This is a genomic window from Bacillus sp. TCT6 (genome assembly GCF_056033845.1).
Window position 1 is genome coordinate 361324 of sequence record NZ_JBVYHX010000002.1, and the last position, 14638, is coordinate 375961.

Sequence of the window (14638 nt, forward strand, 5' to 3'; positions counted from 1 at the left end):
TGGAGGTGAATGAAATGATGATTAATAAAGCCTATAAGTTTCGTATCTATCCAAATCAAGCACAAGCAATTCTAATCAACAAAACGATTGGTTGTCCCCGCTTTGTATTCAATCATTTCCTATCCTTATGGGATCACGCATACAAAGAGACAGGACAAGGCTTGACCTATGGTACATGCTCTGCCAAACTCCCTGCCATGAAGAAAGATTTTGTTTGACTCAAAGAAGTGGATAGTATTGCGATTCAGTCGTCTGTTCGCAACCTTGCGGATGCTTATACGCGCTTTTTCAAAAAACAAAACAGCGCCCCGCGCTTTAAATCTAAGAAGAACAACGTACAATCTTATACCACAAAACAAACAAATGAAAATATTGCCGTTGTAGGGAACAAAATAAAGTTGCCGAAACTAGGCCTTGTTCGATGTGCCAAAATTCGTGAAGTAGAGGGACGTATTGTAAGTGCCACTGTTAGACGAAACCCTTCTGGCAGATATTTTGTGTCACTATTAGTTGAAACAGAAGTACAAGAACTTCCGAAAACACATTCTTACATTGGAATAGATGTAGGACTAAAAGATTTCGCTATTTTGTCAGATGGAACACCCTATAAAAATCCGAAGTTTTTCCGATCATTAGAAGATAAGTTGGCGAAAGCACAGCGTGTTCTTTCTAGAAGAATGAAAGGATCTTCTTGGTGGAATAAACAACGAGTCAAGGTAGCTAGAATTCATGAATACATATCAAATGCTAGAAAAGATTACTTGGACAAAATCTCAACCGAAATCATCAAAAACCACGATGTTATCGGTATAGAGGATTTGCAAGTATCGAATATGTTAAAGAATCATAAGTTAGCAAAAGCAATTAGTGAGGTATCATGGTCACAATTTCGAACTATGTTGGAATATAAAGCAAAATGGTATGGCAAACAAGTCATCGTCGTATCGAAAACATTTGCTTCCAGTCAATTATGTTCTTGTTGTGGATATCAAAATAAAGACGTTAAAAATTTAAACCTACGTGAATGGGACTGTCCTTCTTGTCGTATACACCATGATAGGGATATTAACGCAAGTATCAATATAAAGAATGAAGCGATAAGGCTTCTAACCGCAAGGACTGCGGGGTTAGCCTAATCAATTAGAGTTCGGTATAACTCTTTACTTAGGAATCCCTCACTTCTAAACAAAGTGAAAGTGGGGGTAGTTCAAAATTCATGCAAGAAAGGCAGCTATAAAAAATAGCCGCCTTGCCTCAGGGAGAATTCAAGAAAATTAGAGATTCATTATGGATACAGATTGGCTATTACCAATTTATTTATATTATTAGCAGGGGTTCAATAAATTATTCATAAGTTAAGATCTTACTTCATTGTAGGATGAGTGACATGCAAAGTAAAAAGAGCACTTTTTAAAAGTGCTCTTTTTAAGGTGTGTATTAGGACTTGAAAGAGGCATCAATGAAATGTAGAAGGAGATATCTCTATACAACATATGGAGGTACTATGGAAGGGTGACGATAAAAAATAAAGGAGATAATTCTTTTTAGCGACTTAAGATGTAGTCAATTGTATTACATAATTTTATGAGTAATATTGTAGTGTCTTGCATGTGGATATTAAATGTCTAATAATCAAATTAGTCAAATACTTTTCTACCGGTGCTTTATCAAGGTTGATTAGCTCGTAAGTATGAAGCGTTATGCTATAAGATAGAAATACTTACAAATTTTAAAAGAATTCCATTTGTGTACCAAGAAGCAAAATATATTTATGATAAAATATAGAAAAAGATGATTAAGAAGGGACAATCAAAGTGAAACCAACAATTTATGATGTTGCGGAAAAAGCAGGTGTATCAATAGCAACTGTATCCAAGGTAATTAATCAAACTGGTCGTATTAGTGAAAAAACAATAAACAAAGTAAATCAGGTAATGGATGAATTAGATTACCAGCCTAGTAGTGTAGCAGCAGCGTTAACTGGTAAAAAAACATATACAATTGGGGTACTTGTCCCAGATATCTCAAACCCATTTTTTGCAGAAGTAGCAAGAGCTTTTGAAAATAGTGCACGAGAATCAGGGTATACACTCATTTTATGTAGTACAGACCATCAAACAAAACGTGAGCATGAATACATTGATTTATTATTTAAAAAGCAAGTAGATGGCATTATTATTGCGACGGAGCTAAATGATTATAAACTTGTTAAAAAAATTGTGAATCGAGATTTGCCACTTGTATTATTCACTGTAGATCATCCTTCCATCACGACTCATGTTGTGACAACTGATGATATGAGGGGAGGCTATCTAGCTGGAAGTTATCTAACGCAGAAAGGCCATTCATCTTTAACAATTATGATGGAGAAGGATAGAAAAAGTAGCTTAGGGAGATTGAATGGTTTCAAACAAGCTCTTACGGATTCGGGGATTTCGTTAGATGATGAGGCTATCATTAGCTGCTATTCGACAGTGGAAGATAGTAAACGTGCAAGTAAGGAATTACTTCATTTGCCTAACAGGCCTACAGCGGTTTTTGCTTGTACAGATTTAATTGCTATATGCCTTATGAATGAAGCAAGAAAACAAGGGCTTTCAATTCCGGAAGATTTATCAATTATCGGATTTGATAATACAATCTATGCTGAGATTGCAGATCCGGGGTTAACAACAATTGAACAGCCAATTAAACAAATGGCAGCCTGTACATTTGAACAACTGCTAAAAACGATGGAAATGAAGGAGCATGCTAAGCAAAAAATTACAATTATTCCTCAGTTAGTAGAGCGATCCTCAGTAAAGGATATTACATGATAGAGTTTTTATAAGCCTATTTGAATGTAACAAAAGAAGGTCATCGTAACTAAGTATAGTTAGGATGACCTTCTTTTATATTTAGGATTTATACTGAGAATTGCTCACCGCTTTTCGTATTTAAATCCTGCTTCATCTCATTCTCCTTTGGAATAGTAAGGAAATGAGTTAAAAATGCACCAAAGAAATACAAACCAGCAAAGATCCACATCACGCCGCCAACACCTAAAGGACCGATGAAGGCAGTTACTACTAATGGTCCAACAAATGCTGATAATCCTGAACCTAAATTTAAGACAGACATTGCAGCTCCTTTATTTTCAGGAGATAAAGATGGGACTAATGCGGTAAGAGGTACATAGCCGGCAAGTGTTGCTCCATAGCAACAAGCAACAAATAATATTGCCCAATAATTATGTCCTACCATTTGTGGTACATAATAGAGTGCAAGAGTTACAATTCCGCAACCGACTCCTCCGAACCATTTAATCGTATTTACCCAACCAAACTTGTCTCCAACAATACCAAAAATAATATTAAACACCATATTTACAAAGAATAGAGTACCCCAAATTTGAAGCCATTCTGTCATCGTAAAATTATATTTCATCATATAGGTAGGTAAGAAAACAACAAATCCAAACTGAGCGGCCGAGTTTATAATTTTTACAATACCGCCTATACCAACTTTAGGATTTTCAAATGCGATAGTAATGCCTTTTAGTAATTCACTAGATTTGTTAGCGCTTACGGTTTGTGCTTTAAATTTGTCTTTATTTACAACGATTGAGAATAATCCCCCTACGACAACAAAAATTAAAGCGCTCCATAAAGTAGCGATTTCTCCGATTTTCGGAACCATATAGCTAGAATAAAAGGCTCCAATAACACTAAGCCCTAGCTGGAATACGAACCAGAACCAGCCAACAGCTCTTGAAAGCATTTGTTGAGGCGTACTGTAAGATACCCAAACTAGGAAAGAATAAGCAAATAAGGGATAACCAAACCCTCGTAGGGCATAGCAAATTAATATTACGGGATAATTCATATGTTGAATTCCTATACCTATGAACCCGATTGAGCCTAAAATGAATGATACTAAACCAAATGTCATGACTTTTCTTGGTCCCCACATTTGTACAAATACCCCAGAAAACCAAGAAGAAGCAGATACAGTAATTCCGTAAATAGTAAACAGGAAAGCAGCGTGTTCTAGCGTTAGTCCTTTTTCAACGAGATAAGGGGATAACCATCCCTGTTCTAACCCGTCCCCAATCATAAAAACGATAATCCCTATGTATCCCCAAGTTAAATTAGAAGGGATCCCAATCTTGTCCATAAATGTTTTGTTTGAACTAATAGCGTTCATTCTCCCACCACCGATAAGTTATTTTTTGGTTAAGCGCTTAATTCTTTTTAATAAAAAAAGTATACGCTTACATTATGAGGTCGTCAATTGAATTTTTTGACAATTTACAACTTTCTTTTATAGAGTCATTCTATTTACTTATTGGACAATAAAATAATAGTGAGTATGAAAAGAAAGAAATACCTTATAGATGGAGGGTTACTATATAAAAGGCTTCGTTATCTTTGTTATATCAGTATTTTAAAAGATTATATTTGTAGCTTTTTTGATGATTTATTTCTAATTATTATTTTTTATTTTTATGTAATACGTTTATTGAGGGAATGTAAAATTCGGATGAAAAGAGGAGCATTCAAAAAAATAAAAATGTTTTCAATTTAGAATCAAGTGTGTATAATGAAGAAAAATAGGGAAAGCGCTTAACTAATTTGATACGCTAAACCCTATAGACCTTCATTTTGTTTCTTAAATTTTAATATAGAGGGAGAAATCATATGAACGTTTTAAAAATTGGGATTATTGGTGCTGGACGAATTGGGAAACTACATGTTGATAATTTGCAGCTTATGCCACAAGTAAAAATTAAAGCGGTTTCAGATGTAGTAATTAGTCATCTAGAAAAGTGGGCTCAGGATAAAGGGATTTCCACTCTGACTACAAACTATCAGGATTTATTAGCAGATCCAGAAATTGATGCTGTCTTTATTTGTTCACCAACAAATACACATGCGCAAATTATTAAAGAAGCGGCTCTTGCGAAAAAACATATCTTCTGCGAAAAGCCTGTTAGTTTTTCGGTAGAAGAAACATTAGAAGCATTAGAAGTGGTAAAAGAACAGGGAGTATCTCTTCAAGTAGGTTTTAATCGTCGTTTTGATCCTAACTTCAGGAAAGTATATGATCTTATTCAACAAGGCGAAGTGGGGCAGCCGCATATTTTAAAAATTACGTCACGCGATCCACAACCGCCAAGTATAGAATATGTTCGTTCTTCAGGCGGATTGTTTATGGATATGATGATTCACGATTTTGATATGGCTCGTTATGTGATGAATAGTGAAGTCGTTGAAGTATTTGCATATGGAACAACATTAATTGATCCATCCATTCAGGAAGTGAATGATGTTGATACAGCAATTGTCACATTAAAATTTGCGAATGGAGCTTTAGGGGTAATTGATAATAGCCGCCAAGCTGTTTATGGATATGACCAGCGTGTGGAAGTGTTTGGTGAAAAAGGCGCGGTTGCTGCGGATAATTGCTGCCCGACTACAGTTCAAGTGTCAAAAACAGAAGGTGTTGTAAAAGATAAGCCGCTTTATTTCTTCTTAGAGCGTTACACGCAGGCTTACATTGAGGAAGTAACACAATTTACAAAGTCAATTATAGAAGGACAAGCTGTTATTTGCAGTGGTAATGATGGATTACAAGCAGAGCGAATTGCGAAGGCTGCGAAGGAATCCTTATTAACAGGAAAACCTGTACAAATTGAATATAAACAGCCTGCATTAAATCAATAAAGAGAGCGCTTACTTCTAGGTATATATAAAGAGTAATGAATAGTAGGTTTAAAAAATATGAACCTTATCATTCATTCATAAAGCATGGGAGGTAGTAATAATGAATCCACTTATTTTTAAAGAAGATTGTCCATTAGACCTAATTGCAGTTGGACGTTTATGCGTAGATTTAAATGCCAATGAAACACAACGTCCTATGGAAGAAACAAGAACGTTTACTAAATATGTGGGAGGATCTCCTGCAAATATTGCGATTGGTGCGGCACGTCTTGGCTTACAGACAGGATTTATCGGTAAAGTGTCCGACGATCAAATGGGCCGCTTTATTACAGGGTATCTACAGGACAATAAGATTAATACAAATCAGATATGTATCGACCGTACAGGTGCAGTGACAGGTCTAGCATTTACAGAAATTAAAAGCCCTGAGGATTGCAGTATTTTAATGTACCGCGACAATGTCGCAGATTTAAACCTTGATCCAACAGAGATATCTGAGGCCTATATTAAACAATCAAAAGCACTCTTAATTTCAGGAACAGCTTTAGCGAAAAGCCCTTCTCGCGAGGCGGTATTTTTAGCATTAGAATATGCGCGTAAGTATGATGTAGTTGTATTTTTTGATGTGGATTACCGCGCTTATACATGGCAGTCAGAAGCTGAAACGGCTGTGTATTACAACCTAGCGGCTGAAAAATCTGATGTCATTATTGGAACGCGTGAAGAATTCGATATGATGGAAAAACTATTAAACTACGAACAATCTAATGACCAAGTTACGGCTGAAAGATGGTTTTCTCATCATGCCAAAATCGTCGTAATTAAGCACGGCGGGGATGGTTCAATCGCTTATACGAGAGACGGTCAATCTCACCGCGGCGGTATCTTTAAAACAAAGGTGTTAAAGACGTTTGGCGCTGGCGACTCGTATGCTTCTGCGTTTATTTATGGCCTAATGCAAGGGCTTGAGATTCCTCAAGCGATGCGATTAGGTGGCGCTTCTGCTTCAATTGTTATTTCGAAACATAGCTGTTCTGATGCAATGCCAACAAGGGCGGAGATTTCCGCATTCATGGAAACGGCTGAGGAAATTGTATAGAAACATCATAAACCATTAATTAAGAAAGGGCGTATCTTATATACGCTTCTACATTACATAAAAGGGAGAGAATGAATATGACAGTACAAACAGCACAAATTGTAAAAAACTACATTGGCGGCGAATGGGTAGAATCTATTTCAACTAAGATGGAAGCTGTATATAATCCTGCAACAGGAGAAGTAATCGCTCAAGTACCACTTTCAACAAAAGTAGATGTTGAACAAGCTGTATTAGCAGCAAATGAAGCTTTCAAATCTTGGTCTAAAACTGCAGTACCAAAGCGCGCTCGTATTCTATTTAAATATCAACAATTACTAGTAGATAATTGGGAAGAGTTAGCGAAACTTATTACGATTGAAAACGGAAAAAGCTATAACGAGGCTTACGGTGAAGTTCTTCGTGGTATTGAGTGTGTGGAGTTTGCAGCGGGTGCTCCGACATTAATGATGGGAAAACAGCTACCGGATATTGCAACAGGTATTGAGTCTGGTATGTATCGTTATCCAATTGGTGTTATAGGTGGCATTACACCTTTTAACTTCCCAATGATGGTTCCATGCTGGATGTTCCCACTTGCGATTGCTTGTGGCAATACATTTGTATTAAAATCTTCAGAGCGTACACCACTTCTAGCAGCAAGATTAGCAGTATTAGCTGAAGAAGCGGGCTTACCAAAAGGTGTATTAAATATCGTAAATGGCGCTCACGATGTAGTAAACGGTCTTCTGGAACATAAATTAGTGAAGGCAATTTCATTTGTAGGTTCTCAGCCTGTCGCAGAATATGTATATAAAAAAGGAACAGAAAACTTAAAACGCGTGCAAGCATTAGCAGGTGCGAAAAACCATTCCATTGTATTAAATGATGCAAATCTTGAACTAGCAACAAAGCAAATTATTAGTGCTGCATTTGGTTCAGCTGGTGAGCGTTGTATGGCTGCTTCTGTAGTAACAGTAGAAGAAGATATTGCAGATCAATTAGTTGGAAGACTAGTAGAAGAAGTAAATAAAATTGTAATCGGCAATGGACTTGATGAAGATGTATTTTTAGGGCCAGTTATTCGTGAAAATCATAAAGAGCGCACAATTGGTTACATCGATTCAGGTGTAGAACAGGGCGCTACATTAGTTCGTGATGGACGCGAAGATACAGCTGTAAAAGGAGCTGGTTACTTCGTTGGGCCAACAATTTTTGACCATGTTACAAAAGAAATGAAAATCTGGCAAGATGAGATTTTTGCTCCTGTTTTATCTATTGTTCGTGTGAAATCATTGGATGAAGCGATTGAAATTGCCAATGAGTCTCGTTTTGCAAATGGAGCTTGCATTTATACAGATAGTGGGGCAAGTGTACGTCAATTCCGTGAAACAATTGAATCAGGTATGTTAGGTGTGAATGTTGGGGTTCCGGCGCCAATGGCATTCTTCCCGTTCTCTGGCTGGAAAGACTCTTTCTATGGTGATCTTCATGCGAATGGTACTGACGGCGTTGAGTTTTATACAAGAAAGAAAATGCTTACATCTCGTTGGGAAAAGTAATCATTAAGAGAGAGGTAGACTCTTTCTAGTTGTTTGTAAGCGAAAGTAACGCAAGTGGTAAAACATAAGAAGGAAGTATTAGGAGTCTATCAAATTCCTAATACTCCTTTTTCATATACAGAATGACTGTTAGAGATAGAAAGGAGCAAATCACATGCAAACTGTTAGAATGACGACGGCGCAAGCATTGGTGAAATTTTTGAATCAGCAATACGTAGAGTTTGATGGAACGCAACAAAAGTTTATTAAGGGAATCTTTACGATTTTTGGTCATGGAAATGTAGTAGGCCTAGGTCAAGCTTTAGAAGAAGACGCAGGGGAATTAGAGGTATATCAAGGGAGAAATGAACAAGGAATGGCAAATGCTGCGATGGCTTTTGCAAAACAAAAACATAGAAAACAAATTATGGCATGTACTTCTTCAGTTGGTCCTGGATCAGCAAATATGATTACCTCTGCAGCAACAGCTTCTGCAAATAATATTCCCGTTTTATTACTTCCAGGAGATGTATTTGCAACGAGACAACCTGATCCTGTTCTTCAACAAATTGAACAAACACATGACTTATCTATTTCTACAAATGATGCTTTTCGTGCAGTAAGTAAGTACTGGGACCGGATAAATCGTCCTGAACAATTGATGACCGCTATGATTCAAGCGATGCGTGTTTTAAAGAATCCGGCAGATACAGGAGCTGTAACAATTTGTTTACCACAAGATGTCCAAGGAGAAGCATGGGATTTTCCAAGTTACTTCTTCCAAAAGCGTGTTCACCGTATTGAACGCCGTCTACCTACAAAAGCCAGCCTAGCGGATGCAGTGGAAATGATTAAGAGAAAGAAAAAGCCAGTTATGATTTGCGGTGGTGGTGTAAGATACGCAGAAGCGGCAGAAGAGTTAAAACAGTTTGCTGAAACATTCCACATTCCATTTGGAGAAACACAAGCTGGAAAAAGTGCGATTGAAAGTAGTCATCGATATAATCTAGGCGGCATTGGGGTAACGGGAAATGTAGCAGCTAATACAATTGCAAAGGAAGCGGATCTTGTTATTGGCATCGGGACGAGATTTACTGATTTTACAACGGCATCGAAACAATTATTTCAAAATGAAGAAGTTGAGTTTTTAAACATCAACATTTCAGAATTCCATGCGAATAAGCTGGATGCATTAAAGGTTATAGCGGACGCGAAAGAAGCACTTCTTGCTCTAATAGATGAACTGCAAGAAATTGATTATCAATCTAGTTATACAGTAGAAATTGCTGATGCAAAAGATGCTTGGGAAACAGAATTATCACGTCTACATAATATTCGCTTTACAGGTCAAGATTTTACACCAGAAGTCGAAGGCCATTTCGATGAAAATTTAAATGAGTATGTAGACGCACTTGGTACACAATTAACACAGACTGCAGTCATTGGACAAATCAATACATTACTTGATGAAGATGCAATTATCGTTGGAGCGGCAGGAAGTCTTCCAGGTGATTTACAAAGAATGTGGGCATCAAGAAAACCAAATACATATCACATGGAGTATGGATACTCTTGCATGGGCTATGAGGTTGCGGGCGCACTAGGTGCAAAGATAGCTGAAGCATCGAAGGAAGTATATGCAATGGTAGGGGATGGTAGTTACCAGATGCTTCATTCTGAGCTTGTCACAAGTCTTCAAGAAAACAAAAAAATTAACGTCTTATTGTTTGATAACTCCGGATTTGGTTGCATTAATAACTTACAAATGGGCAATGGCATGGGGAGCTTTGGAACAGAGTTTCGCTACCGAAACCAGGAAACTCGTAAATTAGACGGGACAATTATGAAAATTGATTTTGCAGCTAGCGCAGCTGGGTATGGTGTGAAAACATATCATGTTACATCACTAGAACAATTACAAGAAGCGCTTATAGATGCGAAAAAACAAACAGTTTCTACATTACTTGATATTAAAGTATTACCAAAAACAATGACAAATGGATACGAGTCATGGTGGCATGTGGGTGTTGCAGAAGTATCTAAAAGTCAAAGTGTACAAGCTGCGTACGAGGGTAAAGTAAGTAACTTGCAACAGGCAAGGTCTTATTAGATTGAGACACAAAGAGAACTTTTTATCTACATGCATATTGATTAGAAAGCTCTCTATTTAATGACCAGTTAAGAGAATTTGGCGAAATTCTATCACATTTTGTAAAGAGGAGAGACAAGGGGATGTTCAAAGAACATACAATTAAGCTTGGAATTGCACCAATTGCTTGGACAAATGATGATATGCCGGAGCTAGGGGCAGAAAATACATTTGAACAATGTATTAGTGAGATGGCACTAGCTGGATTTAATGGAAGTGAAGTGGGGAATAAATATCCGAGAAATACTGTTGTATTAAAAAAATCTTTGGAATTACGAAACTTGGAGATTGCTAGTGCATGGTTTAGTACATTCTTGACAACGAAGCCGCTTGAAGAGACGGTACAAGAATTTATTAAGCATAGGGATTTTTTGCATGACATGGGTGCAAAGGTCATCGTTGTTTCAGAGCAAGGGCATAGTATTCAAGGTTTAATCGACGTACCGTTATTTCAAAATAAGCCCGTTTTTACAGACGAAGAGTGGGATAAGCTTGTAGATGGGTTACATCACCTCGGTAAATTAGCTCAGGAAAAGGGTCTACATATTGTATACCATCATCATATGGGCACGGGTGTTCAAACAACGGCGGAAATTGAAAAGTTAATGGATATAACGGATCCAAATCTGGTATCTCTGCTTTTTGATACAGGTCATCTTGTTTTTTCAGGAGAAGAGCCGCTTTATATTCTGAAAAAATATTTACCTCGTATTAAACATGTACATTTAAAAGATATTCGTAAGGAAGTAGTAGATGCTGTAAAGGAAAACGAATTAAGCTTCTTACAGGCAGTGAAGAATGGTGCATTTACAGTTCCCGGGGATGGCGTAATTGTATTTGATGAAGTGTTTACTATTCTTGCAAACTCTGATTATAAAGGGTGGTTTGTGGTAGAAGCAGAGCAAGACCCAGCTTTAGCGAATCCTTTTGAATACGCATTAAAAGCCCGAAAATTTATACAAGAAAAAGCAGGTCTTTAGTTTCAGCATTTTGAGACTATATCTAAGTTAATGATTCGGCAATCGACATGTCCTCTTACAAATGGAGTAAAAAGACGAGACGTTTGTTTTCTATTTATAAATAATATTGAAACAGGTGAATGTGTAATGCCATTAGTGCAAATGAAGGATATTTTAATTAAGGCAAATCAAGAGAATTATGGGGTCGGAGCTTTCAGTGTTGCTAATATGGAAATGGTAATGGGAGCTATCAAAGCAGCAGAAGAGTTAAGTTCACCGCTTATTCTACAAATTGCGGAAGTTCGTTTGAATCATTCGCCGATTCATCTGATTGGTCCTTTGATGGTAGCTGCGGCGAAAAAAGCGACTGTCCCAGTAGCAGTTCACTTTGATCACGGTATAACATTTAAAACAATTAAAGAGACGTTAGAAATTGGTTTTAGTTCGGTTATGTTTGATGGCTCTCACTTCCCATTAGAGGAGAATATCCAAAGGACAAAAGAAATTGTAGCGCTTGCGAAACAGTATGGAGCGACAGTAGAAGCTGAGATTGGCAGAGTAGGTGGTAGTGAGGACGGGTCAGAAGATATTGAAATGTTGCTGACAAGCACTACAGAAGCAAAACGATTTGCAGAAGAAACGGACGTAGATGCATTAGCTGTTGCAATTGGAAATGCGCATGGTATGTACAATGGAGATCCTGCTTTACGATTAGACCGCTTGCAGGAAATTAATGAGGTAGTTCATATCCCACTCGTTTTACATGGTGGCTCTGGCATTAGTCCAGAGGATTTCAAGCAATGTATTCAACATGGTGTTCGAAAAATTAATGTAGCAACAGCGACGTTTCAGAATGTAATTGCTGCGGTTAACACTGCTGCCCTAAATACTCCTTATTCAGATTACTTTACGTATCATCAAGATGTAATTGAGGCCGTATACGAAAACGTTAAAAATCATATGCTCATATTCGGAAGTGAAAACAAAGCATAACCAGAAAAGCTTTCTTCATTAAATAATAGAAGGAACTCATAATTTAGTTAGCTGACAAAGGTAGAGAATAATAAAGTAGCCATTAAAAAAAGGGGGAGAACATCATGTTAGGAAAATTAGGTGAATTAAATGAAGGCTATAATGTATTAACAGAAATGAACGGTCAATGCAGTGATATGTTAATGGATATAGGCATATATAAGATGTCTAATGGAAAAGAAGAGTTGCTATTTGATAATAAGAATGAAACGGCAGTTCTTTTACTAGAAGGGGCAATACGTTTAGAATGGGAAGGGATGGAACAAGTTCTTCAAAGACAATCTGTATTTGAAGAAAACCCTTGGTGCTTACATGTGGCTAAAAATGTGAAGGTTACAATTACTGCTCTTTCAGATAGTGAAGTGCTTGTTCAAAAAACAGATAATGATCAAGAATTTGCGTCCAAGTTGTATACTCCAAATGAGTGTCAAAGTGTTGTAGCTGGAGAAGGAGTATGGGAGGGAACAGCGCAGCGTGTTATTCGTACAATTTTTGACTATAACAATGCAGCGTATTCTAATATGGTAGTAGGAGAGGTTATTTCTTATCCAGGGCGATGGTCCAGTTATCCACCACACCACCATGATCAGCCAGAGGTATATTATTATCGCTTTAACAAACCCCAGGGATTTGGATGTGCAATGGTTGGTGAGGATGCTTATCGCGTTGTACATAATAGCTTTATTACAATTCCTGGTGGGTTAGACCATCCACAAGCAACGGCGCCTGGATATGCAATGTATTTTTGCTGGATGATTCGACACCTTGAGAATAACCCATGGGATGATCGTATCATGGAGGAAGAACATAAGTGGTTATTAGAACCAAATGCGAAAATTTGGCCGGAAAAAGAATAAATGAAAATAAAGGTTCTGGGCAAAAACGATGTTACTTGCAATTGTTTTTGCTAAGAACCACTAATTTTTTGTAAATGTAGGCAGGCTCTTATGTGAGGTAACGTAAGAGCCTGTTTGCATGTTCTACCTTTTTTTATGTACAATAGTAATAAGAGATGATATAGACAGGGAGAGGAAATCCATGTCCACTAAATTAGTAAATTTACGCATTGATTTTGCTTTTAAACAGCTATTTGGAACAAAAGGAAATGAGGAAATTTTAACGGGTTTCCTAAATGCAATTTTAGAAGAATCTTTAGATGCACCTATTACTTCGCTACAATTAGATGATCCACATCTCCATAAATCTTATGAAGATGATAAGTTATCGATTTTAGACCTATTAGCAACACTGGATAATGGGGCGCAAGTAAATATCGAAATCCAGCTTCGAAATACACATGATATGGTGAAGCGCTCCTTATATTACTGGAGTAAACTTTATACTTCCCAAATACAAGAAGGAATGCCATATCGTTCACTTCGGAAAACAATTACCATTAACTTACTAGACTTTATTTTATTTTCTCAGGATGATGAATTTCATACCATCGGACAATTATGGAATACAAAATTACAGCAACTCTTAAGTGACGACATTGAAATCCATTTTGTAGAGATACCGAAATTAGTAAAACAATGGCGTGAAGAAAAAGTAAACCCATGGGAAAATACATTTGTTCGTTGGATGTTATTATTACCAGCACATGAAGATGAACATTTAACTCAAACATTGGAGGAGATTGCGATGAATCAAGATCCAATTTTACAAAAGGCAATAAATAAATGGGAAAATATGAGCCATGATTCTTCTTTCCGAACAGCATATGAAGCTCGAGAGAAATTACTTCTAGATGAACAAGCTAAGTTAGCTCATGCAGAACAAGAGGGCATGGAAAAAGGCATTGAGCAAGGTAAGATGCAGATGATTCGAGGAATGCATGAAATTGGTGTACCACTTGAAACTATTGCAAAAGCAAGTAAGTTGAGTGTGGAAGAAATAGAACGTATCTTAAAGCTAAAATAAATATATATGAGTATACAGAACTCATGAGCAGAAAAAAATAGACTTTTATTATCATAGCACGTTTAATGGGAAAGCATTGCTGAAGATTTCAGCAGTGCTTTTTTATATCATTTAAGGAAATTATTCTTTTGTTACAAAGTCAATTTCTTTTTTACGATTTAAAAATATTTTAACTTTGTAATAAAGGAACCTAAATCATAACCTGTTTTTATTATAGCTATAGCTGAAATCACAGTTAATGGATATTTAAT

General features: G+C 36.9%; 10 protein-coding genes and 1 pseudogene. 10 read left to right on the top strand and 1 reads right to left on the bottom strand.

The window, feature by feature from the left end:
• Positions 1-14 precede the first annotated feature (14 nt).
• Positions 15-1136, top strand: a pseudogene (gene tnpB / locus AC0ONG_RS28620) (IS200/IS605 family element RNA-guided endonuclease TnpB).
• Positions 1137-1814: 678 nt separating this feature from the next.
• A complete protein-coding gene (locus AC0ONG_RS28625) occupies positions 1815-2816 on the top strand; it encodes a LacI family DNA-binding transcriptional regulator (protein ID WP_088610094.1) in 1002 nt (333 codons plus the stop codon).
• 88 nt (positions 2817-2904) lie between these two features.
• Here AC0ONG_RS28625 and AC0ONG_RS28630 read toward each other — a convergent pair whose 3' ends face one another.
• Positions 2905-4185: an MFS transporter gene (locus AC0ONG_RS28630; RefSeq protein WP_144514368.1), complete on the bottom strand. Its 1281-nt coding sequence runs from the start codon at positions 4183-4185 to the stop codon at positions 2905-2907.
• 494 nt (positions 4186-4679) lie between these two features.
• Between AC0ONG_RS28630 and iolG the strand changes: the two genes are divergently transcribed.
• The 8 genes from iolG to AC0ONG_RS28670 all read left to right on the top strand — a co-directional run bounded on the left by iolG (position 4680) and on the right by AC0ONG_RS28670 (position 14387).
• Positions 4680-5705: an inositol 2-dehydrogenase gene (iolG, locus tag AC0ONG_RS28635; RefSeq protein ID WP_474205105.1), complete on the top strand. Its 1026-nt coding sequence runs from the start codon at positions 4680-4682 to the stop codon at positions 5703-5705.
• Between the two features lie 100 nt (positions 5706-5805).
• Positions 5806-6804 carry a 5-dehydro-2-deoxygluconokinase gene (gene iolC, locus AC0ONG_RS28640; protein ID WP_427340080.1) on the top strand — a complete coding sequence of 333 codons (999 nt, stop codon included), beginning with the start codon at positions 5806-5808 and terminating at the stop codon, positions 6802-6804.
• Positions 6805-6881: 77 nt separating this feature from the next.
• Positions 6882-8345, top strand: a complete 1464-nt coding sequence (locus tag AC0ONG_RS28645) for a CoA-acylating methylmalonate-semialdehyde dehydrogenase (RefSeq protein WP_474205107.1) — start codon at positions 6882-6884, stop codon at positions 8343-8345.
• A gap of 154 nt (positions 8346-8499) precedes the next feature.
• Positions 8500-10434, top strand: coding sequence for a 3D-(3,5/4)-trihydroxycyclohexane-1,2-dione acylhydrolase (decyclizing) (iolD, locus tag AC0ONG_RS28650; protein ID WP_474205109.1), 1935 nt, complete (start codon positions 8500-8502; stop codon positions 10432-10434).
• 122 nt (positions 10435-10556) lie between these two features.
• A complete protein-coding gene (gene iolE, locus AC0ONG_RS28655) occupies positions 10557-11453 on the top strand; it encodes a myo-inosose-2 dehydratase (RefSeq protein ID WP_474205111.1) in 897 nt (298 codons plus the stop codon).
• 126 nt (positions 11454-11579) lie between these two features.
• On the top strand, positions 11580-12425 hold the full coding sequence (locus AC0ONG_RS28660; protein ID WP_150190504.1) for a class II fructose-bisphosphate aldolase: 846 nt from the start codon (positions 11580-11582) through the stop codon (positions 12423-12425).
• Positions 12426-12529: 104 nt separating this feature from the next.
• Positions 12530-13321: a 5-deoxy-glucuronate isomerase gene (locus AC0ONG_RS28665; RefSeq protein ID WP_474205113.1), complete on the top strand. Its 792-nt coding sequence runs from the start codon at positions 12530-12532 to the stop codon at positions 13319-13321.
• A 181-nt stretch (positions 13322-13502) separates the two neighbouring features.
• Positions 13503-14387: an Rpn family recombination-promoting nuclease/putative transposase gene (locus AC0ONG_RS28670; protein WP_474205115.1), complete on the top strand. Its 885-nt coding sequence runs from the start codon at positions 13503-13505 to the stop codon at positions 14385-14387.
• Positions 14388-14638: the final 251 nt, after the last annotated feature.